23 protein-coding genes and 1 riboswitch are annotated in these 26,870 nt (G+C 63.4%); of the genes, 12 read left to right on the top strand and 11 right to left on the bottom strand.

Features of this window, described 5'->3' with window-relative positions; all coding sequences use genetic code 11:
• Positions 1-48: 48 nt before the first annotated feature.
• The 8 genes from AAFO92_RS19865 to AAFO92_RS19900 form a co-directional block, all read right to left on the bottom strand.
• Positions 49-873: an alpha/beta hydrolase gene (locus tag AAFO92_RS19865; protein ID WP_347538180.1), complete on the bottom strand. Its 825-nt coding sequence runs from the start codon at positions 871-873 to the stop codon at positions 49-51.
• A 49-nt stretch (positions 874-922) separates the two neighbouring features.
• The gene (locus tag AAFO92_RS19870) at positions 923-2,656 is read right to left on the bottom strand and encodes an alpha/beta fold hydrolase (protein WP_347538182.1); all 1,734 of its coding nucleotides are present in this window, start codon (positions 2,654-2,656) and stop codon (positions 923-925) included.
• Positions 2,657-2,677: 21 nt separating this feature from the next.
• The gene (locus AAFO92_RS19875) at positions 2,678-3,823 is read right to left on the bottom strand and encodes an acyl-CoA dehydrogenase family protein (RefSeq protein WP_347538184.1); all 1,146 of its coding nucleotides are present in this window, start codon (positions 3,821-3,823) and stop codon (positions 2,678-2,680) included.
• Between the two features lie 72 nt (positions 3,824-3,895).
• Entirely contained in the window at positions 3,896-5,290 is a 1,395-nt protein-coding gene (gene lpdA, locus AAFO92_RS19880) for a dihydrolipoyl dehydrogenase (RefSeq protein WP_347538467.1), read from the bottom strand.
• A 2-nt stretch (positions 5,291-5,292) separates the two neighbouring features.
• Positions 5,293-6,969, bottom strand: coding sequence for a 2-oxo acid dehydrogenase subunit E2 (locus AAFO92_RS19885; RefSeq protein ID WP_347538186.1), 1,677 nt, complete (start codon positions 6,967-6,969; stop codon positions 5,293-5,295).
• Positions 6,970-7,983 carry an alpha-ketoacid dehydrogenase subunit beta gene (locus tag AAFO92_RS19890; protein ID WP_347538188.1) on the bottom strand — a complete coding sequence of 338 codons (1,014 nt, stop codon included), beginning with the start codon at positions 7,981-7,983 and terminating at the stop codon, positions 6,970-6,972. It abuts the gene before it with no gap.
• Between the two features lie 2 nt (positions 7,984-7,985).
• The gene (locus tag AAFO92_RS19895; RefSeq protein ID WP_347538190.1) at positions 7,986-9,218 is read right to left on the bottom strand and encodes a 3-methyl-2-oxobutanoate dehydrogenase (2-methylpropanoyl-transferring) subunit alpha; all 1,233 of its coding nucleotides are present in this window, start codon (positions 9,216-9,218) and stop codon (positions 7,986-7,988) included.
• A gap of 241 nt (positions 9,219-9,459) precedes the next feature.
• Positions 9,460-9,930 (bottom strand): Lrp/AsnC family transcriptional regulator, encoded by a 471-nt coding sequence (locus AAFO92_RS19900; RefSeq protein WP_347538192.1) that lies wholly within the window; start codon positions 9,928-9,930, stop codon positions 9,460-9,462.
• A 186-nt stretch (positions 9,931-10,116) separates the two neighbouring features.
• Here AAFO92_RS19900 and AAFO92_RS19905 point away from each other — a divergent pair, with 186 nt between their 5' ends.
• The 5 genes from AAFO92_RS19905 to AAFO92_RS19925 all read left to right on the top strand — a co-directional run bounded on the left by AAFO92_RS19905 (position 10,117) and on the right by AAFO92_RS19925 (position 15,105).
• The gene (locus AAFO92_RS19905; protein ID WP_347538194.1) at positions 10,117-11,181 is read left to right on the top strand and encodes a Glu/Leu/Phe/Val dehydrogenase dimerization domain-containing protein; all 1,065 of its coding nucleotides are present in this window, start codon (positions 10,117-10,119) and stop codon (positions 11,179-11,181) included.
• Between the two features lie 206 nt (positions 11,182-11,387).
• On the top strand, positions 11,388-12,395 hold the full coding sequence (locus AAFO92_RS19910) for an ABC transporter permease (RefSeq protein ID WP_347538196.1): 1,008 nt from the start codon (positions 11,388-11,390) through the stop codon (positions 12,393-12,395).
• A complete protein-coding gene (locus tag AAFO92_RS19915; RefSeq protein WP_347538198.1) occupies positions 12,388-13,290 on the top strand; it encodes an ABC transporter permease in 903 nt (300 codons plus the stop codon). Before AAFO92_RS19910 ends, AAFO92_RS19915 begins: the two co-directional genes overlap by 8 nt.
• A 107-nt stretch (positions 13,291-13,397) precedes the next feature.
• Positions 13,398-14,168: an HpcH/HpaI aldolase/citrate lyase family protein gene (locus AAFO92_RS19920; RefSeq protein WP_347538200.1), complete on the top strand. Its 771-nt coding sequence runs from the start codon at positions 13,398-13,400 to the stop codon at positions 14,166-14,168.
• Positions 14,161-15,105 carry a glucokinase gene (locus AAFO92_RS19925; protein WP_347538202.1) on the top strand — a complete coding sequence of 315 codons (945 nt, stop codon included), beginning with the start codon at positions 14,161-14,163 and terminating at the stop codon, positions 15,103-15,105. Before AAFO92_RS19920 ends, AAFO92_RS19925 begins: the two co-directional genes overlap by 8 nt.
• Positions 15,106-15,307: 202 nt before the next feature.
• Here AAFO92_RS19925 and AAFO92_RS19930 read toward each other — a convergent pair whose 3' ends face one another.
• Both AAFO92_RS19930 and AAFO92_RS19935 read right to left on the bottom strand, forming a co-directional pair.
• Positions 15,308-15,973, bottom strand: coding sequence for a DNA-3-methyladenine glycosylase I (locus tag AAFO92_RS19930; protein ID WP_347538204.1), 666 nt, complete (start codon positions 15,971-15,973; stop codon positions 15,308-15,310).
• A gap of 99 nt (positions 15,974-16,072) precedes the next feature.
• Positions 16,073-16,423 carry a hypothetical protein gene (locus tag AAFO92_RS19935; RefSeq protein ID WP_347538206.1) on the bottom strand — a complete coding sequence of 117 codons (351 nt, stop codon included), beginning with the start codon at positions 16,421-16,423 and terminating at the stop codon, positions 16,073-16,075.
• A gap of 133 nt (positions 16,424-16,556) precedes the next feature.
• Here AAFO92_RS19935 and parE point away from each other — a divergent pair, with 133 nt between their 5' ends.
• Positions 16,557-18,515 (top strand): DNA topoisomerase IV subunit B, encoded by a 1,959-nt coding sequence (gene parE / locus AAFO92_RS19940; RefSeq protein WP_347538208.1) that lies wholly within the window; start codon positions 16,557-16,559, stop codon positions 18,513-18,515.
• The gene (locus AAFO92_RS19945; RefSeq protein ID WP_347538210.1) at positions 18,512-19,231 is read left to right on the top strand and encodes a hypothetical protein; all 720 of its coding nucleotides are present in this window, start codon (positions 18,512-18,514) and stop codon (positions 19,229-19,231) included. The genes parE and AAFO92_RS19945 overlap by 4 nt, the downstream gene beginning before the upstream one ends.
• A 252-nt stretch (positions 19,232-19,483) precedes the next feature.
• Here the strand turns inward: AAFO92_RS19945 and cobO are convergent, their stop codons facing one another.
• Positions 19,484-20,104, bottom strand: coding sequence for a cob(I)yrinic acid a,c-diamide adenosyltransferase (cobO, locus tag AAFO92_RS19950; protein ID WP_347538212.1), 621 nt, complete (start codon positions 20,102-20,104; stop codon positions 19,484-19,486).
• Positions 20,105-20,141: 37 nt separating this feature from the next.
• Positions 20,142-20,364, top strand: a riboswitch (cobalamin riboswitch).
• 94 nt (positions 20,365-20,458) lie between these two features.
• Between cobO and AAFO92_RS19955 the strand changes: the two genes are divergently transcribed.
• The 5 genes from AAFO92_RS19955 to AAFO92_RS19975 are packed head-to-tail and all read left to right on the top strand — an operon-like array spanning position 20,459 to position 26,868.
• Positions 20,459-20,821 (top strand): DUF1636 domain-containing protein, encoded by a 363-nt coding sequence (locus tag AAFO92_RS19955; RefSeq protein ID WP_347538214.1) that lies wholly within the window; start codon positions 20,459-20,461, stop codon positions 20,819-20,821.
• A 6-nt stretch (positions 20,822-20,827) separates the two neighbouring features.
• Complete coding sequence (gene cobW / locus AAFO92_RS19960) at positions 20,828-21,862, top strand: cobalamin biosynthesis protein CobW (RefSeq protein ID WP_347538216.1); 1,035 nt, start codon at positions 20,828-20,830, stop codon at positions 21,860-21,862.
• Positions 21,863-21,865: 3 nt separating this feature from the next.
• A complete protein-coding gene (cobN, locus tag AAFO92_RS19965; RefSeq protein WP_347538218.1) occupies positions 21,866-25,111 on the top strand; it encodes a cobaltochelatase subunit CobN in 3,246 nt (1,081 codons plus the stop codon).
• On the top strand, positions 25,108-26,238 hold the full coding sequence (cobG, locus tag AAFO92_RS19970) for a precorrin-3B synthase (RefSeq protein WP_347538220.1): 1,131 nt from the start codon (positions 25,108-25,110) through the stop codon (positions 26,236-26,238). The genes cobN and cobG overlap by 4 nt, the downstream gene beginning before the upstream one ends.
• A complete protein-coding gene (locus tag AAFO92_RS19975; RefSeq protein WP_347538222.1) occupies positions 26,239-26,868 on the top strand; it encodes a precorrin-8X methylmutase in 630 nt (209 codons plus the stop codon).
• The last annotated feature ends 2 nt before the right edge of the window (positions 26,869-26,870 follow it).

Raw genomic sequence — 26,870 nt, forward strand, 5'->3', positions numbered from 1 at the left:
TACCGCCGCGGTGACGGGCGTAACCGCAGAGCCACGGCCCTCAGGCGGTCAGCGATCCAGAAATTCCGTAACCAGTGCCCCGACCTCGGCGCGGCGTGAATACATCAGCAGATGTCCGGCATTGAAGACCCTGAAACTGGAATTCGGTTTCAGCGAGGCCAACAGCATCTGGTTGGCTATCGGGATCAGCGTATCCAGCGCACCGCCGATGATCTGCGCGGGCTGCGTCAGCTGGCCAAGCCAGGGAATGCTGCTCCAGGTACAAAGGGCATTCACCTGGGCGAAATACCCTTTCATGCTCGGGCTGATCGCGTTCCGGGCATATTCACGGAACAGCGAAGGGTGCAGGATGGCTTCGCCGCCATACATGAACGGGCCGATGAAATTGCCGTAGGCCTTGCTTGCGTAGCGCCACGGAAACATGATCTCGGAAACGGCGAGGGGCGACCCCCACCAGCTGCCGGGGCCACCTGCCGAAGTGATCGCCAGGACCATCCGGCGCACGCGGTCGGGCTGATCATGGGCGATCTGCTGTGCCACCGCCCCGCCCCAGGATATTCCCATGACATCGAATTGCTGCACGCCCAGCTGATCCAGAACCTCGCCCAGCATCGCGGAATGCTGCGGGATCGTGGTCATGTCCGCCGGGACGTCCGAGTGTCCGGTACCAGCCGCATCGAAGGCAATGATCGGCCGGTCGGGCAGCTCCTGCATGAGCGGATAGAGTATCTCGACCGATTGCCCGAGGCCGTTGCAAATGACCAATGGCACGCCCGAGGTTCCGGGATCCCGGGTATAAACCCTCAGACTAACGCCACCCGCAGACAGCATCTGAAAGCGGCCGTTTTCCCGGTTTTCGCCTGTATGCGTCACTGGTTACTCTCCAAACACGCCGGAATGCGGCCCATCAGCAGGCCGATAACTATCCGTCCTGCGGAACTTTTTCCAGCACATATGTCCCGGGCGCCGGGGCCAGTTCGGGGTGCTTTCGGTCACCCAGGCCACGCGGCGCGCTGCGCTTGTCCGCGCCGCTGGTCTTGTCCAGCCACCCCAGCCAATGCGGCCACCAGCTGCCATTGGTCCGCGCGGCCGTCTCCTGCCATGCCTCGGCGGTGCCCGTCTGATCGCCCCCCGACAGGAAATAGCGGCGATTCCCGGCCGGATGATTGATGACCGTGCCCGACACATGCCCGCCCGAGGTCAGGATGAACTCGGTCACGTTCGGCAATAGTGTTGTCGACGAATACGATGTCTTCCAGGGGACGATGTGATCACCCGTGGCCGACACGAAACAGCAGGGCACGTCGATATTCGCGCAATCAACCGGCTGGTCCAGCAATGTCAGCGCGCCGGGTTCCTTCAGCTTGTCGGCGTGGTACATCTCTTCGACGAAATAGGAATACCAGCGGGCCGGCAGGTTCGACGTATCGGCGTTCCAGTAAAGGATATCGAAAGGCGGCGGGGTCTTGCCCTTGAGGTAGTTGTTGACGACAAAGCCCCAGATGGATTCGTTGACATGCAGCATCGCCATGGCCCGTGCGATGTCCCGTCCGGGAGCGACCTTGGCCGCGTCAAGCCGCCGCTTGTAGGCCTCGATCTGCGGTTCGTCGATGAACACCTCGACCTCGCCCGGATCGCTGAAATCCAGCATCGAGGACAGGAACGTGGCCGAGCCCACCAGGGATTTCTGCGCCTTGGGCATCACCGCCAGCGCCGCCAGCAGCAAGGTACCGCCATTGCACCAGGACAGTAGATCAAGTTTCTCGGCCTTGGCGATGCCGGCGGTGGCATCCATCGCGCTCAGCACCCCTTGGGTGATATAATCGTTCCAGTCATAATCCTGCGTCTCGGGCCCGGCATTGCGCCAGGAGATGGTGAAGACCGAATTGCCCTCTTCCAGCAGGTAGCGGATCATCGACTTTTTCTCGTTGATGTCGAAGATGTAGAACTTGTTCACGCAAGGGGGCACGATCAGGATCGGGTTGGCGCGCACCTTGGGCGTCACCGGCGTGTACTGGATCAGTTCGATCAGTTCGTTGCGATAGACCACGGCGCCCGGCGTCGTGGCCAGGTTCTTGCCAAGTTCAAACGCGGTTTCGTCCGTCGTGGTGATGTAACCCTTTTCGAGATCGGCAAGCATGTTGCGGAAACCGTCGATCAGGCTTTGGCCGCGGGTTTCCTGTGCCAGCTTGAGCACTTCGGGATTGGTCATCAGGAAATTGGACGGCGAAAGCCCGTCGGCGGTGATGCGGGCATAAAAGCTCAGCTTGCGCTGTTCATGTTCCGGCAAACCCGCCTTGTCGGCCATGTCCACCATGGCCTTGGATGTCAGCTCGTAGGACTGACGCAGAAACGGGAAGATACCTTCGTTCCAGGCCTCATCCTTGAACCTGGGATCCTTGCCGGGCTCCGAACCTACAGTGCTGCCTTGCAGACCGGACAGCCAAAGCGCCGTCATGTCGGACTGGTAGCTGGACCAGGCCTTTGCCCATTCTGCCCAGGCATCATTGTTCGGGGTCAGCATCGCCTGCGCGGCCTCGGCCCAGCCTTTGGCGAAATCGGATGATTTCGATGGCTCCATCGCGGCAAAAAGCGGGTGCGATCTGGCGGCGGATTTCATCAGCTCGGACAGTTTTTTCATCACGTTCTGGTCCATTGGTTCCTCCTTGCTGCCGGGTCAGCCCCGATCTGCGATCAGTTGCCGCGACACGATTAGGTGCATGATTTCGTTGGTGCCTTCCAGAATCTGATGCACTCGCAGGTCACGCACGATTTTTTCGATGCCGTAATCGGCCAGATAGCCATAGCCGCCATGCAATTGTAGCGCGTCATTGGCAACCTCGAAAGCTGCGTCGGTCACGAAGGTCTTTGCCATCGCGCAGTACTTCGTCGCGTCATATGCCTTGGTGTCCAGCTTCCATGCCGCCTGCCGCAGGAACACCCGCGCCGCCTGAAGCTTGATCTCCATGGCGGCCAGGCGGAACTGCAGCGCCTGGAACTGGTCGATCGTCTTGCCGAACGCCTTGCGCTCTCCGGCGTAATTCAACGCCGCCGTCAGCGCCGCCTGCGCCCCGCCAAGGGCAGAGGCCGCGATGTTCAGCCGCCCGCCGTCCAGCCCGGCCATGGCATAGGTAAACCCGCGGCCTTCCTCGCCCACCAGGTTATCGGCGGAAATTTCGCAATCGTCGAACTGTACCTGTGCGGTCGGCTGGGCCTTCCAGCCCATCTTCTGTTCCAGCGCCCCAAAGGACAGGCCCTTGCTACCCGCTTCGACCAGCACCGCCGAGATCCCGCGCGGGCCATGATCGCCGGTGCGCACCATGGTCAGGTAAACATCGGAATAGCTGCCGCCCGAGATGAAGGCCTTGGTGCCGTTGAGCCTGTAGCCCGCATTGGTCCGGTCGGCCCGTGTCCTGAGCGCCGCCGCGTCCGAGCCCGAGCCGGGTTCGGTCAGGCAGTAGGAGAACAGCTTTTCCATCCCGCAAAGCTGCGGCAGCCACTTTGCCTTGGTCTCGGCCGAGCCGAACTTGTCGATCATGCCGCCGCACATGTTGTGGATCGACAAGAGCGATGCAACGGCGGGGCAGGCCATCGACAGCGCCTCGAAGACCAGCGTGGCATCAAGCCGCGTGAGACCCGAACCACCATATTCTTCCGAAACATAGATGCCGCCCAGCCCCAGTTCGGCGAATTTGGGCCACAGGTCCTTGGGGATGGTGCCGTCGACCTCCCATTTCGTGGCGAAGGGCGCGACATGTTCCTGCCCAAAATCATATGCCATCTCGAAAATGGCGTTCTGTTCTTCCGTAGGCGCAAAATCCATGAATTCAGCCTTTCTGTCGGTTCAGCTTCGCGGCAAGCCCGCGGCGTGGACGGTGATGTGGCGGTTTCCGCCTCAGATGTGGATCGCGTGGCCCAGCGCCTTCAGCGCGGCCTCCTGGAAACCTTCGCTCTGGGTCGGATGGGCGTGAATGGTGCCGGCAACATCTTCCAGCCGGGCCCCCATTTCGATTGCAAGCGCAAAGGATGCGGCCAGTTCGGAAATGCCGCCGCCAGTTGCCTGAATGCCCAGGATCACATGATCGCTGGCCCGGGCAACCACGCGGATGAAGCCGCTTTCGTTCTCCATCGTCATCGCGCGGCCATTGGCGGTGAAGGGAAACTTGCCGGTCACGATCTCGTGGCCCTGTTCCACGGCCTCGTCGGGCGACAGGCCCGCCGTGACGATTTCGGGGTCGGTGAAACACACCGCCGGGATACATTGCCTGTCCCAGGCCTGCGGGCCGCCGGCGGCGATCTCGGCGACCATCTCGCCCTGTGCAATCGCGCGGTGCGCCAGCATCGGCTCGCCGGTCACGTCACCGATGGCGTAGACATCGTGCATCGAGGTCTGGCATCGGTCGTCGATCTGGATGAACGGCCCGTTCATCCTGAGCGACAGTTCCTCCAGCCCGCAATCATGGGTCCGCGCCTTGCGCCCGACCGCGACCAGGATCTTGTCAAAGGGCAGCGCGGCCTCGTCACCGCCCTCCAGCGTGACCTTCAGCGCATCTTTGGCGGCGTTCAGCCCCTCGGCCTTGGCGTTCAGCATCACGGTGACGCCAAGCGCGGCCAGCCGGTCGGCGACGGGTCTGGTCAGTTCCCTGTCATATTGCGGCAGGATGCGATCCACGAATTCAACCACCGTCACCTCGGCGCCCAGCTTGGACATCGCCGTGCCGATCTCAAGCCCGATATACCCCCCGCCGACAACGATCAGCCGGTTCGGCACCTCGGTCAGCGCCAGCGCCCCGGTGGACGAGATCACATCGCGACCGAACGGCAGAGACGGGATTTCGAACGGTTCCGAGCCCGTCGCGATGACGATCTTTTGCGCACGGATCAGCTGTTTGCCCATATCCGTTTCGACGATCACGGATTTGCCGTCGCGAAACCGGGCCTGGCCGATGATCGCCCGAACCCCTGCACGTTTCAGCAGCGCCGTGACGCCGCCATTCAGCCGCGCCACGATTCCATCCTTCCAGGCGACGGTTTTCTTCAGCTCGATCCGCGGCTTCTGCACCGAGATCCCAAGATTGTTGTCGCCGGTGAAATGCACGGCCCGCGAATATTCCTCGGCGGCGTGGATCAGCGCCTTGGACGGGATGCACCCGACGTTCAGGCAGGTGCCGCCATGGGCCTTGGCCTCGACGATGATCGTGTCCACACCCAATTGCCCGGCGCGAATGGCACAGACATAGCCCCCCGGCCCCGAGCCGATCACCAGCAGTTGGCAACTCAGTTCTTCCATCATCAGTCCTCCAGCAACAGCAGCGCGGGCGTTTCGAGAAGCGATTTCAGTTTGCGGACAAAAACCGCCGCATCCCAGCCGTCGATGACGCGGTGGTCAAAGCTGCAGGAGATGTTCATCTGCGTGCGCGGCACAAACGCGTTCCCGTCCCAATGCGGCCGCACTGCCATCTTGTTGATGCCCACGATCGCCACCTCGGGGTGGTTGATGATGGGCGTCGTGGCCAGCGCCCCAAGCGGCCCGAGCGAGGTGATGGTGATGGTCGAACCGCTCAGTTCCTCTGCCTTGGCCTTGCCGTCGCGGGCAGCATTGGCCAGGCGGCCAAGCTCTGCCGCGCTTTCCCACAGTGACATCGCCTCGGAATGGCGCACCACCGGGACGATCAGTCCGTTCGGCGTCTGAGTCGCGATGCCCACATGCACAGCCTCGAACTTGCGGAAAATGCCGTCGTCATCTTCGAAATGCGCGTTCAGGTTGGGCTGTTCCGCGACCGCGTTCACGATCGCGCGGATCACGAAGGGCAGCACGGTAAGCTTGCCCCTGGTCTCGGCCCTGGCCGCGTTCAGCTTGCCGCGCAGATCTTCCAGATCGGTGACATCCACCTCTTCGACGATGGTGATGTGGGGGATGCGGGATTTCGACAGGGCCATGCGCTCGGCGATCTTGCGGCGCAGGCCGATGACCTTTTCCTCGGTTTCGCCGGTCAGCCGCGGGCGCGCGGCCCCCGCCGCGGCCTGCCCGCCGGTCTGGTGGAAATGGGTCAGGTCCTCATGGCTGATCCGCCCGGCGGGGCCGCTGCCCATCACCTGGCGCAGATCCACGCCCATCTCGCGTGCACGCTTGCGCACGGATGGGGTCGTCAGGGGTCTTTCACCCTCGGCGCGGCGCTGCGTGCCGCCGGATACGGGCGCGGCCGGTTTCGCCCTGGGTGCGGAGGCCTGAGGTTCTTTCGCCTTGGGCGCGGGGGCCGGCGCGGCCGGTTTTGCCGGTGCCGCGGTGGCGGCAGGCGCAGCCGATGCCAGCTTCCTGGCGGCTTCCTCGATCGAGATGTTGCCGGGCCCGTCCACCTCGATCAGCAGCAATGTGCTTCCGATGGCAACGGTTTCCCCGGCTTCACTCCCGAGGTAAAGAACCTTGCCGGAAATGTCCGACGGGATCTCGACCGCCGCTTTCTCGGTCATCACCTCGGCGATGATGTCGTCTTCCTTGATCTCTGTGCCGACCGAGACATTCCAGCCTGTCAGCTCTGCCTCGGCAATGCCTTCGCCGACATCGGGCACCTTGATCTCATGAACCCCCCTGCCCTCGGCAACCTGCAGGTCAAGCTGCGGTGCGGCCGGTTCGGCCCGGGACGGGGCCGGCTCTTCGGCGGCAGGCTCGTCGGGTTTCGCCCCGGATGCGGCTGCGGCCGCCTCTTCGGGTGACGTGTTGCCCGCGCCCTCGACCTCCAGCCTGACCAGGTCGGCGCCAATGGCCAGCGTGTCACCGGCCTGGCCGCCGAGCCAGACGACCTTGCCGGCAACCGCCGACGGGATTTCGACGGCGGCCTTGTCGGTCATCACTTCGGCCAGCAGGTCGTCTTCCCTGACGACATCCCCGACCTTGACGTGCCAGGCGCTCAGCTCGGCCTCGGCGATGCCTTCACCGACATCCGGCAGCTTTATGGTATGAATTCCCATCTACGCCTCCATCAGTTTCTTCATGTTGCGCCCCACCCGGTCAGGCCCCGGGAAATAGGCCCATTCCTGCGCATGCGGATAGGGCGTGTCCCAGCCGGCCACCCGCAGCACCGGCGCTTCGAGGTGATAGAAACATTCCTGCTGGATCTGCGCGGCCAGTTCGGCGCCAAAGCCCGAGGTCAGCGTCGCCTCATGCAGGACAAGGCAGCGCCCGGTTTTCTGCACCGAGGCCATCACCGTTTCCGTATCCAGCGGAATCAGGGTACGCAGGTCGATCACCTCGGCGTCGATCCCGGTTTCCTCGGCCGTTGCTATCGCCACGTGAACCATCGTGCCATAGGTCACGATGGTCAGATCGCTGCCTGCACGCGCCACCGCGGCCTTGCCCAGCGGCACCTCGTAATAGTCGGGATCAACCTCGCCCAGGGCGTGTTTTTTCCACGGCTGGACGGGGCGATCATGGTGGCCGTCGAACGGGCCGTTATAAAGCCGCTTCGGTTCCAGAAAGATCACCGGATCCGGATCGGCGATCGCCGCCAGCAACAGCCCCTTGGCGTCCTGCGGATTGGACGGAATGACCGTTTTCAGCCCGGCGACATGGGTAAACAGCGCCTCGGGGCTCTGGCTGTGGGTCTGCCCGCCCCAGATGCCGCCGCCGGTCGGCATGCGTATGACCATCGGGCAGGTGAATTCACCAGCGGACCGATAGCGTAGGCGCGCGGCCTCTGACACGATCTGATCATAGGCGGGGTACATGTAGTCGGCAAACTGCACCTCGACGACCGGCCTCAGGCCGTAGGCCGCCATGCCGATCCCGGCGCCGACGATCCCCAATTCGCTGATCGGCGCATCGAAGCATCTCTCGGGCCCGTATTTCTGCTGCAAACCCGCGGTGCAGCGGAACACCCCGCCGAAATATCCGACATCCTCGCCGAATACGACCACGTTGTCGTCGCGTTCCATGGCCAGATCATGGGCATTCTGAATTGCCGCGATCATCGTCAACTGTGTCATGGTCAATACCCCACTTCGTGACGTTGCCGGACCAGGTGCGGCGGCATCTCGGCATAGACATCCTCGAACATGTCGCGCGGCGACGGCACATGGCCCGAATTCAGCGTTCCGATGGCCTCGGCGCGCTTCTGGCAGTCGATCACCATGTCGGTAATCTCGGCCTCCGCCTGCTTGTGACGCTCTTCGGACCACGCACCTTTGGCGATCAGGTGGTTCTTGAGCCGGTCAATCGGGTCACCAAGCGGCCAGGCCTCGCTTTCACTCTTCGGACGGTAAGCGCTCGGATCGTCCGAGGTGGAATGCCCCCCGGCGCGATAGGTGACGTGTTCGATCAGCGTGGGGCCCAGATTGCGCCGGGCGCGGTCGGCCGCCCATTTCGCGACGGCATGGACCGCAAGATAGTCGTTACCATCCACGCGCAATGACGGGATGCCAAACCCGTGCCCGCGCGCGGCAAATGTATGCGCGCCGCCCCGGGCGATACCCTGAAAGGTCGAGATGGCCCACTGGTTGTTGACGACATTCAGCACGACAGGCGCGGTGTAGGTCGATGCAAACACCATCGCCGCGTGAAAATCGTTCTCAGAGGTGGACCCGTCCCCGATCCACGAGGCGGCGATCTTGGTGTCGCCCTTGATCGCCGAGGCCATGCTCCAGCCGACCGCCTGGATATACTGGGTCGCCAGATTGCCCGAGATCGTGAAGAACCCGTATTCCCGGGAACTGTACATCACCGGCAATTGCCGGCCGTGCAACGGATCCGCCTCATTCGAGTAGATCTGGCACATCATGGTTTCCATCGGATAGCCCGCGGCGATCAGCAGACCGGCCTGCCGATAGGTGGGAAAGTTCATGTCCCCCTTCTGCAACGCCCGCTGAAACGCGCAGCTGATCGCCTCTTCGCCTAGATGCTGCATGTAGAAAGAGGTCTTGCCCTGGCGCTGCGCCGTCATCATCCGCGCGTCGTAAATGCGGAGCGTCATCATGTCCCGCAGCCCTTGGGCGATCTCGTCATCGCTCAGGCTGCCGGCCCAGTCGCCCTGCGCCTTGCCCGCGTCATCCAGCACGCGGATGATCGTAAAGGCCAGATCGCGCATATCCTCGGGGTTCGCATCCACCGGTGGCCGGCGCACCGATCCCGCGGCGGGGATCTCGAGCCCGGAAAAATCCGGCGTGTCGCCCGGCCGGTATTCGGGCTGTGGAACCTTGAGTGAAAGCGGTGGCGTGTCGTTCATGGCGTCCTCGGTTTAGCTGTGATTGGCGATGCAGCCGCCCTGCCTGCCGGCCTGGCCGCGCGATTTCCCGCACCGACTGCCAGCAGCGCAAGGGATGCGTATTCGCACCCAATCCCATAGGTCGAACATAGTTTATCACCAATCAAATATCTGCCCGTTCTTTAGGGGCAAACACTAGTAACTCTGGTTTTTATTTTGCCCAGGTAGCCGTATGCAAAATTTAATTTGCCTACCCGCCTCGCTACATCGTATCAGGCACAAACCCGGTCTCGTTCTTGAAGCACTTTAGCGAGAATGACGACCGCGAGTTCTGAATTCCCTTGATGCGATATAATTTCTGGTTGAGGAAATGCTCATAACCCCGCGTGCCGTCAACGGCCACCTTGATGAAACAATCGAATTCGCCCGATGTCAGGTGGACTTCCAGAACCTCGGGGATCTTGCTCAACTCTTCACAGAGCTCGGTAATCCGGGTGACCTCGTCTCGCGCCGCCGAAATCTCGACCAGCACGATATCGGAATACCCCAGCAACTGGTGGTCGATGACCGCATTGTACCCCTTGATATATCCGTCGCGCTGCAACCGCTGTACGCGCTGCCAGCACTGGCTGGTCGACAGCGACACGATCTCGGAAAGCTTCGTGTTGGGGATATTGCCTTCTTTCAGCAAGGCACGAAGGATTCGGATATCTGTCGAGTCCAAAGGTTTCACGAATTTTCTTTCGTTGTTTGACGGTGCGGCAAAATCAGATTTTGAATCCGAGCGTATCTCTTATAAGTTCAAACACCTATTCTGACAATGCGCGGGTAACAAATGAAAATCCCGGCTGAAAGGTGCAGCTTGCCGCAAACCGGCGCGTCCTGACCATACAGCCTTTGCCATCATGAGGGTCAGCACATGAACGACGCCGCCACCGACACATCCGTCATCATCCGCGAACTCAAACCCAGTGCCGGTTACGAACGGCTGGTCGAGGCGCGTGATGCCGATACGGGACTGCACGCGCTTGTCTCCATCCACTCGTTGAAACGGGGGCCGGCCGCGGGCGGCTGCCGGATGTTCAACTATGCCAAGATCGAAGACGCCATCTATGATGTCGAGCGGCTGTCGCGCGGCATGACCTACAAGAACGCCGCGGCCGAACTGCCCCTCGGCGGCGGGAAATCGGTGATCATCGGCGACCCCAAAACCCAGAAGTCGCCCGAATTGATGCGTGCCTTCGGCCGGTTCATCGATCAGCTGGCCGGCGATTATTACACCGCCGAGGATGTCGGCGTTTCGCCGCAGGACATGGCGCATGTCGCCGAAGTAACCGCGTATGTCGCGGGTCTTGAAGGCGGCGAATTTGCCAGTGGCGATCCGTCACCGGTCACCGCGCGCGGGGTGTTCCTGTGCCTGAAGCAGACCCTGAAACACGGCCTGGGATCAGATGATCTGACCGGCAAGGTCATCGCGATCCAGGGTTTGGGCCATGTCGGCATGAGCCTTGCGGGAATGCTGCACGAGGCCGGCGCAGAGCTGATCGTAAGCGACATCAACGACGAGGCCGTGCGCATCGCGCAAGACAGTTTCGGGGCGACGGTTGTTGCGCCGGATGAAATCCTGCATCAGCGCGCCGATGTCTTTGCCCCCTGCGCCATGGGCGGTGCGCTGACCGCAGATGCCATCGCCGCGCTGAAGGCACGTTTTGTCGTTGGCGCCGCGAACAACCAGCTTGCCGACGATACTTGCGGTCAGCGGCTGAAGGATGCCGGGATCCTTTATGCGCCCGACTACATCGTCAACGGCGGCGGTATCGTGAACGTGGCAATGGAAATTCTGAAAATCTCGGACCCTGCCTATCGCGAAAGCCGCATCGCAGGGCTGGCGACGACCCTGGAAGACGTGTTCGTTCGCGCCGATGAAACAGACCAGCCGCCGCACGTGATCGCGGACCAGCTGATCGAAAGCCGCCTGCGCTGACCGGCGCAGTTCGGGCATAAGACGGCCAGCGGTCATCACTGGCCGCTGCCGCAGAATGCCGCTCCCCGCCGCCGCTTTGACACCAACGAAAGCGGGGGGTGCCGGAAAATTCATGAGGCCGGCTTTCATCCAAGCGCCGCCCCACGTTGATTTTTCCGCCGCAAGCGTGGATACAGGAAACACCCGATCCTTGAAGGCGCCCTCGAATGCTGACTTACACCGTCCGGCGACTGGTTTTGTCCGTTCCGACGCTGCTTTTCATCGCACTTGTCATCTTTCTGCTGCTGGAACTTGCGCCGGGCGACCCGATGGCGCAGGTGCCGCTGACCGTCCCCGCGGAAGTCAAGCAGCAGATGCGCGAGGCCCTGGGCCTGGGCCAGCCCACCCATATCCGGTTCGGCAAATGGCTCTATCAGTTCTTCGTGGTCGAACCGTCGGTCTGGTTTGACAGTACATTCGGCACCGCACTGGCAGCCGGCGAGCAGCGCGTCATCAGCTGGCAGACGCGCTCGCCGGTCATGGATATCGTCATTCAGCGGATGCCGCAGACGCTCTGGGTGGTGGCGATGTCCTATGTGGTCGGCATCCTGATCGCCCTGCCCATCGGCATCTATTCGGCCTACCGGCAATATTCGGTCTTCGATCAGGTCGGCACCTTCGTCACCATGGTGGGCTATTCGGTGCCGCCTTTCTTCTCGGGCGTGCTGGTCATCGTGATCTTTTCGGTGCAGCTGGGCTGGCTGCCGTCGATTTACGACACCACCCACCGGGTCGTGGACTGGGACAGTTTCGTCATTCAGCTCAAGCAGATGGTCATGCCGGTGATGGTGCTGGCGCTGCAGACCACGGCGCAGATCAGCCGCTTCATGCGGGCCTCGATGCTGGACAATCTGGGGCAGGATTACGTCCGAACGGCACGGGCGAAGGGGCTGGGCGAAAGCACGGTTGTGATGGTGCATGTGCTGCGCAATTCGATGATCCCCGTGGTGACGGTGATCGCCCTTGGCGTGCCGCAGATTTTCGGCGGCGCCATCATTACCGAGCAGATTTTCAAGGTAAACGGGCTGGGGCAGCTGCTGATCACCGCGATTCAGGCCAACGACCTGCCGATGGTCCAGACCGTCACCTTCATGCTGGCGGTCCTGATCGTTCTCTTCAACATCATTGCCGACCTGCTCTATGGCATGCTGGATCCGAGGATCCGCTATGACTGAACCCGCCATCGCCACCCCGCCGCGCAGCCAATGGCGTGATGTCTGGCTGCAGTTCCGCGCCCATCGCGGGGCGCTGATCGGCATGGGGGTATTCCTGTTCATCATCGTCACGGTGTTCCTGGGCCCGCTGATCTGGAGCATAGACGCCACCCATATCGACATCCGCGCCCGCAACCAGGGGCCCAGCTGGGCACATCCATTCGGCACCGATCAACTGGGCCGCGATACGCTGGCGCGGATCATGTCGGGGGGGCGCAGCTCGATCACGGTTGGGTTGACGGCGATGCTGCTGGCGCTGGTGCTGGGCAGCCTGATCGGCGTGCTGGCCGGGTTCTTCCGCTGGCTCGACGGGCCGTTGATGCGGTTGACCGACCTGTTCCTGTCGCTGCCGCTGCTGCCCCTGCTGCTGGTCATGGTCATGCTCTTCCGCGAGGCGCTCAACGCCCGTTTCGGACCCGAGACCGGGATCTTCATCCTCATCGTCTTTGCCATCGGGATCACCAGCTGGATGCCCACCGCACGGATCGTGCGCAGCGACGTGCTGGCGATCAAGGAACGCGAGTTCATCCTGGCCGCCCGGTCCATCGGAACATCGAATTTCCACCTGATAACCCGCCACATCCTGCCCAATGTCATGTCCCCGATCATGGTCTCGGCCACACTGGGCATCGCCAACGCGATCATCACCGAAAGCGCGCTCAGTTTCCTGGGGCTGGGATTTCCGCCCGATTTCCCCACCTGGGGGCGGCTGCTGAACGATGCGACGGTCTATCTTCAGGACTACCCCGAGCGGGTGATCTGGCCGGGGCTCGCGATTTCGCTGACCGTGCTCAGCGTCAATTACATGGGCGACGGTCTGCGCGATGCGCTCGATCCGCGCCTCCGGGGACGATAGGCACCACCGCCCAAGGTCGTTGGACGCATCTCAACGGTACCCGACGATCCCCCCTCGCCTTTCCCACCACGCCCGGGTAATGCTTGAAGACAGGGAGGGGACGCCACATGCCCGCACCGGAAAACACGTTCAAGGCGGCACTTGCTTCGGGCCGGATGCTCTATGGCTGTTGGGCGGGGTTTGCCGATGCTTACGCGACCGAAATCCTGGCCAGCGCCGGCTTTGACTGGTTGGTGATTGACGGCGAACACGCCCCCAACGATCTGCGCACCATTATGGCACAGCTGCAGGTGCTTGAGGGCAGGCGCTCGGCCCCGGTGGTGCGCCTGCCGATGGGCGAGCCGTGGCAGATCAAGCAGGTATTGGATGCCGGGGCGCAAACCCTGCTGATCCCTCTGGTGGAAAGCGCTGCCCAAGCCCGCGACCTGGTACGCGCCATGCGCTATCCGCCGCAGGGCATCCGCGGATCGGGCGCGGCACTGGCGCGCGCCTCGCGGTTCTCCGATATCGGCGATTATGCCGCCACGGCCAATGACCGGATGTGCCTGCTGGTGCAGGTCGAAACCCGTGCAGGCCTTGCCGCGCTGGATGAGATTGCCCATGTCGAGGGCGTGGACGGCGTTTTTGTCGGCCCCTCTGATCTGGCGGCGGATATGGGCCATCTGGGCGACAGCACCCATCCCGAGGTTCGCGCCGCGATCAGGACCGCCCTGTCGGATATCCGCGCGGCGGGCAAGGCACCGGGTATCCTGGCGGTGGACCATGACACCGCGCTTACCTATCGCGACTGGGGCGCGCAGTTTCTGGCGGTGGGGATCGACGTATTGATGCTGGCCAGCGCGGCGCGCACCACCATGAACCGCTGGCGCGATGGCTGAGAGGTACCTTCTGGCCGATGTCGGCGGTACCAATACCCGCGTCGGGTTGGGCGATGCCCAGGGGGTCGATCCCGCCAGCGTGCAGATATTCAGCAATGCCGGACACGCGGATCTTGGCGCCATTCTGGATATCTATCTGGCGCTGGAACCCGGCCCGGTAACGGCGTTCTGCGCAGGTGTCGCCGGTCCGGTTCGGGGCGGGAAAGCCCAGTTGACCAATCTTGATTGGCTCATCGACACGCAGGATCTGCGCCGGATCACCGGCGCCGGAACGGTGCATTTGCTCAACGACCTCCAGGCGCAGGGCTATGCGCTGGACGACCTGGCACCCGAAAGTGTCATCCGCCTCTTTCCCGGCGCTCCCGCCCCGCGGGATTCCAGCCGGCTGGTTTTGGGCCTTGGTACAGGCTGCAACATCGCCGTGGCGCATCGCCTGGCCGGTGGGCTCTTTGTGCCCCCGTCCGAGACCGGCCATTCCAGCCTGCCGCATTTGGAGGGCGATGCGGGCGCGCTGATCGGCCACCTTGCCCAGACCCATTACCACAAGCCGCTCGAGGCGGCGCTTTCCGGGCCTGGACTGTCCCGCATCTTCCGCTATCTCACCGGTGACACGCTGTCCGCTGCCGACATTGTCGACTGGCACGCCCGGGGCGATATCGAGGCCACCGCCGCGCTGACACTGTTTTCCGAGATACTGGGCACGGTCGCAGGCAACATCGCGCTGGCGCATCTGCCGATGGGAGGGGTCTATCTTATCGGCGGCACCGCCCGCGCCGTGGCCCCGCACCTGGCCGGGCTGGGATTCCTGGATCACTTCATCGCCAAAGGGCCTTACACGCCGATCATGCGGGACATACCGGTTTTCCTCATCGACGACGACAGCGCCGCCCTGCACGGCTGCGCCCGCTACCTGCGGCAATTACTGGCCGCGCATTGACCGAACGCAGACCCGGGATGTCGTCACGACCTGCCCTGGGCATCGGAACCCGGTGCGATAGGCACACAATGCCGACGAAACCCAGCTGAGCTGCCGTTCAACTTGCCTGTCCGAAACCGCTTATTGCCGGTCCGCGGGGCGCTCACCGGACGTCAGGGCCGGGGCCAATGATGGATTTGCCTTACCGGGTGTTCATCGGCCCCTAGCCAATGCTCATGGCCAGAACCCGGCTGATCTCGGTCAGCGATCGCCCGGATTGTGTGGCCCAGGTGTTGAATGCGTCCTGCACGGCTTTCATCGCGGATTTCGATGTGGGTGGCTTGTCCACCACGCCTTCGGCGACCAGGCGGGCCACGACGTCCTTGGACAGGATGTAACCATCGCGCCCCATGAATCGCAGCGCATAGGCACCCGTGGTGCCGCCAAGCCGCGAGCCGCGTTTCTTCAACATCTCAAGCAGCCCTGCATATTCCTCATTGGGCCAGTCGCCCACGACCCTGCCAATGCCGCCCTCGTCGCGCAGCTCCAGCATGAACGCCGCATTATCGCGCACCGAGGCGATCTTGGCCCCATGGCGCACTATCCGCGTGTCGGTCAGCAAGGCATCGAACATCGTGTCATCCATCATCGCGCAGCGGCCGATGTCAAAGCCATGAAACGCCGCCTCGAAGCCCGGCCACTTGTTTTCGATCACGCTCCAGTTCAACCCGGTACGAAAGACGAATTTCGACATCTCCGCCAGCCAGCGATCCTCCGGTATCGCCGCCAGTTCCGCCGACGTTTTGGGCTTGCCCAGCTTTTCCTCCAGCGCCCCGGCACCGCCCTGCCGTTCGGCGCTGATCTCGAAGATCTCCTGAAAATCCCGCATGTCCGACCTCCTTCGATACTGGCAAAACGCCCGATCCCGACGGTATGCCGAAACGTTAGCGTTCCGAAGCGCTTTGTTGCTCCCTCCTCACAAAACCTGTCAGCAGTCTCTGCCGCCAATTGCACCGGGATCATCGTGTGACCGGTGGTCACGATGGATACGAAACCCGTCAACAAATCCGCTTCCGGAGGCAAGGCTGAAGCGCAGGGTGAAACCGTCCCCCGTAATCAAGGCGGAATCGTTGTTGTTGTCGCGAATACCGCGCATGTTCGTTCCGGCTGGATAGGTGATCCCCGTCAACGGCTGCGCGATGGCGCCGAAAGCGTCCATTCGGCTCTGCAACCCCAGAAGGCCCGGCACATCGGCAGCGAAAAACCTTCCCATCAAAGGGCGCAATATCCAGACTGCCTTTAGCGAGGTTGAGGTTTGGGCAGCGTTCGCGGCCAGCACGACCGGCCCGATCCACAGGATGGTATGCCGCCGGTCGATTGATATTCCGGGCCAACTTCTGTTCAAAGCCGCTTTTCCAGCGCGCCATGCTCTGCCATAATGTCCGCCAATCAAGAAAACAAAGAGCAGCGGTATGAACGATCTCCTTTCCGGGCAGCCCGATCCGAACGATTACGACGCCCATTCAATCGAGGTGCTCGAAGGGCTGGAACCGGTCCGCAAGCGCCCCGGCATGTATATCGGCGGTACCGATGAGCGCGCGCTGCACCACCTTGTGGCCGAGGTTCTGGACAACTCGATGGACGAGGCCGTGGCTGGCCACGCCAATCGGATCGAGGTCGAGCTGCATGACGACTACGCGATCACCATTCGCGACAATGGCCGCGGCATCCCGATCGACCCGCACCCGAAATTCCCCGACAAATCCGCTTTGGAGGTCATCCTCTGCACCCTTCACGCAGGCGGCAAGTTCTCAGGCAAAGCCTACCAGACCTCGGGGGGCTTGCACGGGGTCGGCGCCTCGGTCGTCAACGCGCTCAGCGATTCGATGGTGGTGCAGGTCGCACGCAACAAGGAACTGTACGAACAACGGTTTTCACGCGGCATCCCCCTTGGCCCGGTCGAGAAGGTCGGCCAGGCGCCCAACCGCCGCGGCACCACCGTCACCTTCCACGCGGACGAGGAGATCTTTGGCCACCACCGGTTCAAACCCGCGCGGCTGTTCAAATCCATCCGTTCCAAGGCCTATCTCTTCTCGGGCGTCGAAATCCGCTGGAAATCGGCGATTCAGGACGGCGACACCCCGACCGAGGCCACGTTCCACTTCCCCGGCGGGCTTTCCGATTACCTGCGCGAGTCGATGAACGGCGCCTCGACCTATGCCGAGAACCCCTTTGCCGGCACGGTCGATTTCCAGGAGCGTTTCCAGACCCCCGGCAAGGTCGAATGGGCGATCAACTGGACCCCTTCCCGCGACGGCTTCCTGCAAAGCTACTGTAATACAGTGCCCACGCCCGAGGGCGGCACCCATGTGGCGGGCTTCTGGGCCGCGATCCTCAAGGGGATCAAGGCTTATGGCGAGCTGGTCAATAACCGCAAGGCGGCCCAGATCACCCGCGATGACCTGATGGCGGGCGGCTGCGCGCTGGTCTCCTGTTTCATCCGCGAGCCGGAATTCGTGGGCCAGACCAAGGACCGCCTCGCCACGACCGAGGCGCAGCGGCTGGTTGAAAATTCCGTCCGTGACCATTTCGACAACTGGCTGGCGGCCGACACCAAATCCGCCGGCGCGATCCTCGATTTCCTCGTGCTCAGGGCCGAGGAACGCCTGCGCCGCCGCGCCGAAAAGGAAACCCAACGCAAATCCGCCACCAAGAAACTCCGCCTGCCCGGCAAGCTGACCGATTGTTCGTCAAAAGACCGCGAGGGCACGGAACTGTTCATTGTCGAGGGGGACTCGGCGGGCGGCTCCGGCAAGGGCGCACGCAACCGCGAAACGCAAGCCCTCTTGCCGCTCAAGGGCAAGATCCTGAACGTGCTTGGGGCGGCCAGCTCGAAACTGGGCTCGAATGCCGAGATTTCCGACCTTTGCGAAAGCCTCGGCTGCGGCATGGGCACGCGATTCAACATCGACGATCTGCGGTATGAGAAGATCATCATCATGACCGACGCCGACGTGGACGGCGCCCATATCGCCTCGTTGCTGATGACCTTCTTCTACACCCAGATGCGCCCGCTGATCGACGCAGGCCATCTCTACCTCGCCTGCCCGCCGCTTTACCGGCTGACGCAGGGGGCGAAACGCGTCTACGTCGCCAACGACGCGGAAAAAGACGCGCTGCTGGAAAAGGGCCTGGGCGGAAAGGGCAAGATCGATGTGCAGCGCTTCAAGGGTCTGGGCGAGATGGACGCCAAGGACCTCAAGGAAACCACGATGGACCCCAAGACCCGCAAACTGATCCGCGTGACCATCGACGAGGACGAACCGGGCGAGACCTCAGACCTCGTCGAACGCCTCATGGGCAAGAAGCCGGAATTGCGGTTCCAGTATATCCAGGAAAACGCGCGGTTCGTGGAGGAGTTGGATGTTTGAGTGAAAACAATTGGCTCAACAAACTCTTAAAGCTAATCGCTTTTGTTCCGCCAATTAGCATTGCATATGCGTTTGTGTTCGAGTGGGCTTTCTTCGCGACACTCAATGCCAACTTTGCTTATACATTTTCTGTATCAGACTTGGTTAGGAGCGCGTTGTTCTTTTCGGCTCCTGTCATCTTGTTAGTGGTCATTCTAGCGCTATTGGCCGCTGGGATTAGAAATCCTGCCCCGGGGAAAAAATATGAGACTCGCTCAAGATTCGACTGGCTTTTCTTGATATCGGGTCCGCTGTTGTTGATAAGCTGGGCGTATGGTGATCTGCCAATGAGCGTAGCCTTTGCTGGCGGTTTGACGGTTTTGTTCGGCTTTTTGGACTTCGTCATTAGTCGTTTCATAGAAGCGCAGGAGACATTTGAAATTCGCGTTCTTCTTAGAATAAGCAGACTTCTGTGTTCTGTTACGATTATTGTTTTCTTTGCTGGAGTCGTCAGTGTCCCAATCACATTCGCAATGAGTTCTCAATTGGGAGCATTTGTAGCGATCAAGCGAGATGCCGCACCTGAAGTACTCGCCTTGAACAACGGGAAATCTGCAGCATTAATGTTGCGAAACTTAGAGCGCGGCCCAGTGGTTTATAATCCCAATACAGGTAACGTGTTGCAGGTACCGTGGGAAAGCGTGGCGGCGATAACATTCCTAGGTCGTGAAGAATAGCAAGCGTAATTTGTGTGCTAGCACGCACCACTTCCCACCTAAAGGACATCGCCTGACCGCGGGCGGAAGCGAAGCGCCCGCCGTCGCGCCAGAGACGCGCCACGGGCGGGGTGATAGCTTCACCGCAGTTTCTTCACTTCGATCAATCGCCGCCGCGTGGGGGCGCGCCGGCGATCGCGCGGCGGCCTGCGGCCTTGATTCCGCGCGGAAGCCCGAACTTGACAAGGTGTAAGGTATGCCCGGCGTGAAATCTCAGAATTCCACGCCCTTCTGTGCCTTGATGCCGGCCCGGAACGGGTGTTTGACCACCGCCATTTCGGTGACCAGATCGGCGATCTCGATCAGTTTCTCATTGGCGTTCCGGCCGGTCAGGACCACATGGGTCATCTCGGGCTTCTCGGTGCTCAGGAAGTCCACGATCTCGTCGATATCCAGGTATTCATAGCGGATGGCGATGTTGATTTCATCCAGCAACACCATGCGGTTTTCGGGATTACGGATCAACTCCTTGGCCTTTTCCCAGCCCTTGCGGGCGGCGGCGATATCGCGGGATTTGTCCTGGGTTTCCCAGGTGAACCCCTCGCCCATCGCGTAGAACTGGCAGAGATCGCTGAAATGCGCCTCGATCAGCGTGCGCTCGCCGGTCTGCCACGCGCCCTTGATGAACTGCACCACCGCCGAGGGCATCCCGTGCGCGATGCAGCGCAGGATCATCCCGAACCCCGAGGAAGACTTGCCCTTCCCGGGCCCGGTATGGACGATGATCAACCCCTTCTCATCGGTCTTGTCCGCCATCAGCTTGTCGCGCGCGGCCTTTTTCTTGGCCATTTTCGCCGCGTGGCGGGCTTCGTCGTCGGTATCGGCATCTGACATGGCGTATCCTTTGCTTGACAAAACGGGGCGCAATGCCGCAGGTGAGGCACGTGCTGGTTTCTGTCTTAGGACAGACGAAGAGGGAATGCGATAGGCCAGGCGACCTTTGCAAGGTCAAAGCCGAACCGCAGCCGCCCCCGCGACCGTGACCGGAGAGGGTGCCCAACCACTGGCCCGCAAGCTGGGAAGGTGGGCAACCCGATGGGCCGATGGCCCGGAATCCGCAAGCCGGGAAACCTGCCAGCGCAAGTGATGTGACGGGCGAACGGGGTGTGTCGCGACCGGCTGTTGGACGACCTGACGTGGTGTCCCTGCTGGCCTATTCCCCATTCGCCACAAGATGAAAGGGATAAGATGGCCGAGGTTGTCGTGACGATCTGCACCACCTGCCGCGCGGGCCAGCCGACCGATGACGAGGGGCCGCGCCCCGGTTCGCGCCTCTATCAGGCGCTGTCGGGCGAGGAACTGCCCGAGGGTGTGCGCCTGCGCCCGGTCGAGTGCCTGTCGGCCTGCAAGCGCGGCTGTTCGATGATCGTGGCCGGCGGACCGGACCGCTGGACCTACATCTATGGCGACATGGACCCGGACCTGCACGTGCCACAGATCGTGGACGGCATCCGCGCCTATGCCGGCACCGAAGACGGCCTTGTTCCCTGGCGTGAGCGCCCCGAAGTCTTTCGCAAGCAATCCATCGCCCGTATCCCCCCGCAGGAGTAAGCCCCCATGTCCGATCTCACGAAAATTCCTGTCACCATCGTCACCGGCTTTCTCGGCTCGGGCAAGACGACGCTTATTCGCCACCTGATGCAGAACCCGCAGGGCAAGCGCCTGGCGGTGCTGGTCAACGAGTTCGGCACCGCCGGCGTGGATGGTGATATCCTCAAGACCTGCGCCGACGAGAACTGCCCGGCGGAAAATATCGTCGAGCTGGCAAATGGCTGCATCTGCTGCACCGTGGCCGATGATTTCATCCCGACGATCGAGGCGCTGATGGCGCTGCCGGAAACCCCCGATCATATCCTGATCGAAACCTCCGGTCTGGCCCTGCCGAAACCGCTCCTGAAGGCGTTCGACTGGCCCGCGATCCGCTCGCGCATCACGGTGGACGGCGTGATTGCCCTGGCCGATGCCGAGGCCGTCGCCGCGGGACGTTTCGCGCCCGACGAGGATGCCGTTCAGGCGCAGCGCGAAGCGGATGACAGCCTGGACCACGAAACGCCACTGTCTGAGGTGTTCGAGGATCAGATCGCCTGCGCTGATATCGTGCTTCTGTCCAAGGCCGACCTGGCCGGGGAAGAAGGCCTGGCCAGGGCCCGCGCCGTGATCGAGGCCGAAACCCCGCGCAGCCTGCCAACGATCCCGATGACCGACGGTATCATAGACCCGCGCGTGGTGCTGGGGCTGGGCGCCGCCGCCGAGGATGACCTGGACGCCCGTCCCTCGCACCATGACGGACATGACGACCACGAGCATGACGATTTCGAAAGCGTCGTGATCGAACTGGGCGAGGTCGAGGATGCCGAAGCGCTGAAGGCGTCGATCATCCGGTTGGCGCGCGAACAGAACATCCTGCGGGTCAAGGGCTATGTCGCGGTCAGGGACAAGCCGATGCGCCTGCTGGTCCAGGCCGTCAGCGAACGGCTGCGCGCCCAGTTCGACCAGCCCTGGGGCGACACGCCGCGCCGTTCGCAACTGGTGGTGATCGCCGAGCATGACGATATCAATCCCGATGCCATTCGCGCGGTCCTGGCCGCCTGATCCATGCATGTCGTCTTTCGCGAAAGCCACGGGTTAGAGGAGACCGACACCCCCCGGGACCTGGGCCAGAGCCCGGCGGATCTGGTGGTGCTGTCTTTCTCCGACAGCGACCTGGGGGCTTTCGCGGCAGGCTGGCATCGGGCCGCCGGCAAGCTGCCCACGCTGCGCCTGGCAAATCTAGTGGCGCTGAAACATCCCCTGTCGGTCGACACCTATGCCGAACAGACGCTCAGCGGTGCCAAGGCGGTTCTGGTGCGGTTGATCGGCGGCGAAAGCTATTGGCCCTACGGGCTGGCAACGCTTCAGGACATGGCCCGCCGGCAAGGGATCGCGCTGGCGATCCTGCCTGCGGATGGCCAGCCCGATGAGCGGTTGGATGCGCTGTCGACCCTGCCGGTATCGACCCTGCGGCGGCTGCAGACGTTGTGCGACACCGGCGGTGCGGTGGCCGCCCAGGCCGCGCTGGCGCAACTGTCGCTGGCCGCGGGGCTCTATGCCGGGCCGGTGGCCGGGGCCAAGACCGTGCCCGAGGCCGGGTTCTATGCGCCCGGTCTGGGTGTCGTCGCCGCCCCGGAACAAACCGGCCGGCCGCTGGTGCTGGTCAGCTTCTACCGGTCGTACCTGACGGCGGCGGACACCGACGCTGTCGACGCGCTGATCGACGCACTGCGATCACAGGGATTCGACGCTTTTGGTATCTTTGCGCCCAGCCTCAAGGCGCCGTCCTGCACCGGCTGGCTGCGCGACCAGATCGCGGCGCTTGCACCGGCGGCAATCGTGAATGCGACGGCGTTTTCGGCCAAGGCGGGCGACGGGCACCCCTCACCTCTGGATATTGCCGGCTGCCCGGTCTTTCAGGTCGCTCTTTCGACCGCACGCAGAAAGGAATGGGCCGCGGCGGAACGCGGCCTGTCCCCCGCCGATCTGGCGATGCACGTGGTACTGCCCGAGGTCGACGGGCGGCTGTTTGCCGGGGTCGTCAGCTTCAAACAACCGGACAAACGCGATCCGGATCTGGAATATAGCCGCTTTGCCCACCGGGCGGACGCGGCGCGGGTCGCTGCCGTGGCCCACAGGGTGGCGGCGTGGCACCGCCTGTCCAAGCTTGGCAATGGCGATAAACGGCTGGCGCTGGTGCTGTCGACCTATCCCGGCAAGACCTATCAGTTGGCCCATGCGGTCGGGCTGGATGCGCTGGCCTCAACTTCGGCCCTCTCGGACGAGCTGGCGCGGGCGGGATATGACATTGAACCCGTGCCGGAACTTGGCCATCGCCTGACGAAAGAGGCCCTAACGTGGCCCCTGCGGGAATATCAGGCGGCACTGGCCAGCCTGCCCGAAACCCTGCGCGAAGACCTCGCCGCCGCCTGGGGCGACCCCGAGGCCGATCCGATGATCCGCGACGGGGCTTTCCATTTCCCGGCGATCCGTTCCGGCAAGACGCTGATCGCCCTGCAACCCGAGCGCGGCAATGTGAAGACGCGCGACGACGATTACCATGACCTGTCGCGCACGCCCCGCCACGGTTATGTCGCCTTCTACCTCTGGCTGCGACAACAGGCGGATGCGCTGATCCACATGGGCGCACATGGCACGCTGGAATGGCTGCCGGGCAAGTCGGTGGCGCTGTCGGAGGATTGCTGGCCCGAGGCGCTGATCGACGCGCTGCCGGTGGTCTACCCGTTCATCGTCAACGATCCGGGCGAGGCCGCGCAGGCCAAGCGGCGCATCGGCGCCGCCACCCTGGGCCACCTGCCACCGCCGCTGGCGCAGACCAGCCTGCCCGAGGGCATGGGCCGTCTGGAAAGCCTGCTGGATGAATATTCCACCGCCGACGGTCTGGACCCGGGCCGCCGTGACCGCCTGATCGCCGACATACGGACAGAAGCACAGGCCAGCGGGGTCGAGGCCGATCTGGGCCTGCAAAGTGATGCCTGTGCCGCCGAGGCGATCACCCGCATCGACCGCTTTGTCTGTGATATCAAGGAAAGCCAGTATGGCGAGGGGCTGCATGTGCTGGGCACCGGCGATTGCGGCGCCGCAGAGATTGCGGGCATCACCACCGCGCTGGCCGGGCGGTTCGTGGCCCCCGGCCCCTCGGGTTCGCCCTTCCGGGGGCGCGCCGACGTGCTGCCCACCGGGCGCAACCTCTTTACCACCGACCCCCGCGCCGTGCCTTCGCGCGCCGCCCATGCGCAGGGCGTGAAACTGGCCGAAGAGCTATTGCGCAAGCATCTGCAGGATCATGGTGACTGGCCGCAGGGGCTGGTCGTCGACCTCTGGGGCTCGGCTACGATGCGCACGGCGGGCGAGGAATTCGCCATGGCCCTGCACCTGGCGGGCCTTGCACCGACATGGGATGACGGCTCGGAACGGGTGAGCGGTTTCGAAGTGATCCCGCTTGCGCTGCTGGGTCGCCCGCGCATCGACGTGACCCTGCGGGTTTCGGGCCTTTTCCGCGACGTGTTTCCCGGCCTGGCGCAGATGTTCGAAGCGGCAGCGGCGGCCCTGGCCGAACGCGACGAGGCCGCGCCGGACAACCCCTACCTGTCGGTCGCCCCCCGCGTCTTTGGCCCCCGGCCCGGCCAGTACGGGCTGAACATGACCGAAACGCTGGAGGATTATTCCGAGGCTGGCCGGACAGCCGCGGGCGAGGCCTGGCTCGCGGCCTCCTCCTACGCGATCGACGCGGCCGGTGAGGTCAACCCGGCGCGCGAGGCACTGGAACTGCGCCTGAAGGGCGCAGATGCGTTTGTGCATCTTCAGGATCTGCCCGAGACCGATCTGCTGCTGGCCTCGGACTATGCCGCGCACGAGGCCGGGTTCGCCGCCGCGATGGCGCGGCTGGGCCAGACCGCGCCTGCGCTTTATCACCTAGATGCCACCCGCCCCGACACGCCCCGCGCCCGTACATTGGGCGAAGAGATTGCCCGCGTCACCCGCGCCCGCGCCGCCAATCCCGACTGGGTCAGCAGCATGATGGCCCATGGGTTCCGCGGCGCTGCCGAGGTTGCCGCCACGCTGGATCACATGGCCGCCTTCGCGCATCTCGCCGGGGTGGTCCCCTCGCATTTGTTCGACCTTTACTACGAGGCCACTCTGGGCCGCGACACGCTGGTCGAGTTCATGAAGACGGAGAACCCGCAGGCACTGGCCGCCATGCGCGACAGGTTCAATGCCCTGCGTGATGCGGGGCTGTGGCAGACACGCCGCAATTCCATCGCCGCCGACCTGGAGCGGATCGCATGAGCGCCCCCCGCGTCTATGGCTGGTGTCCGGGTGCCTTGCGCCCGATGATGTCGGGCGACGGGCTGGTGATGCGGGTGCGCGCGCCGATGGGGCGGCTGACACCCGTTCAGGCCAGCGGTATCGCGGCATTGTCCACACGCCACGGCAACGGGCTGATTGACCTGTCGGCCCGGGCGAATATCCAGATCCGCGGCCTGCGGGAAGAAGCGCACCCGGCCCTGATCGACGCGCTGCGCGGTCTCGGCCTGATCGACCGCGATATTGCCGTGGAAACCCGCCGCAACCTGGTCATCCAGCCCTTCTGGTCCGCCGGCGACGCGACCCAGATCATTGCCCAGTCGCTGACCCGCGCGCTGGCCGCCCCGGACGCGCCCGACCTGCCCGGCAAATTCGGTTTTGCCGTCGATTGCGGGCCGACTCCCTGCCTGCAGGATACCTCTGCCGATATCCGTATCGAGCATGTCGAGGACGTGCTGATCTGCCGCGCAGACGGCGCCGAAACCGGACAGCCCGTGACCGAGAATACCGCCGCCGGCATGGCCCTTGGCATGGCCCGCTGGTTCCTGGAAACGGGTGGCGCGCCGGGTGGGCGGGGCCGCATGGCCGCGCATATCGACCGGATTGGCGCGCCGCAGGGACATGATGCGCAACGGGTGACCGGCGTCACCCAGCCAAAGCCCGGAAAATGCGACCGCGGTTTTCTGGTGGCCCTGGAATTCGGGCAGATACCGGCGGAAACGCTGGATGGTCTTGCAAAGCTTGGCGCCCTGCGCCTGACGCCTTGGCGCATGGTACTGATCGAGGGTGCGGCGCAGGCCCCGGAACTGCCCGGCCTGATCGCGGATCCCGACGACCCGCGGCTGCAGGTCACCGCCTGTACCGGCGCACCGGGATGCCCACAGGCGCTGGCGGCCACGCGCGACATCGCCCGCGCCTTGGCGGGTCGAGCCCCCGGCGACCTGCATGTGTCGGGCTGCGCCAAGGGCTGTGCTCATCCCGGCCCCGCCGCCCACACCATCGTCGCCACCGGCGGCGACAGGTTCGACCTGATCCGCGACGGCCGTACCACCGACCGGCCCGCCCGCCCCGGGCTGTCCCTGACCGATCTTCTAAGCGGAGAGCTGTGAATGCCGCATCTTTACGAAACCAATGGCGCCGCGATCTATGCCGAAAGCTTTGCCACCATCCGGGCCGAGGCCACGCTCGGGCGTTTCTCACGCGATGAGGAAAGCGTGGTGGTGCGCATGATCCACGCCGCCGGCATGGTCGGGCTGGAGGAACATGTGCGATTCTCCCCCGGCATGGCCGAGGCGGCCAGGGCGGCGCTGGCGGCCGGCGCGCCCATCCTCTGTGACGCCTATATGGTGTCCGAGGGCATCACCCGTCCGCGCCTGCCTGCGGATAACGAGGTTATCTGCACGCTGCGCGACCCGCGCGTGCCGGACATGGCCAAAGAGATGTCGAACACCCGGTCAGCCGCCGCACTGGAATTGTGGCGCCCTAAGCTGGACGGCGCGGTCGTGGCCATCGGCAATGCACCCACCGCGCTCTTTCACCTGCTGAACATGCTTGAAGATCCCGCCTGCCCGCGTCCTGCGGCCATCATCGGTTGCCCGGTCGGCTTTGTCGGCGCCGCGGAATCGAAAGAGGCGCTGATGCAGGTCCTGCCGGTGCCGTCGATGATCGTCCAGGGCCGTCTTGGCGGCAGCGCCATCACCGTGGCTGCCGTCAACGCGCTGGCAAGCTGGAAGGAATGAGC

The sequence above is a fragment of the Roseovarius sp. CAU 1744 genome (assembly GCF_039839345.1).
Classification (GTDB): domain Bacteria; phylum Pseudomonadota; class Alphaproteobacteria; order Rhodobacterales; family Rhodobacteraceae; genus Roseovarius.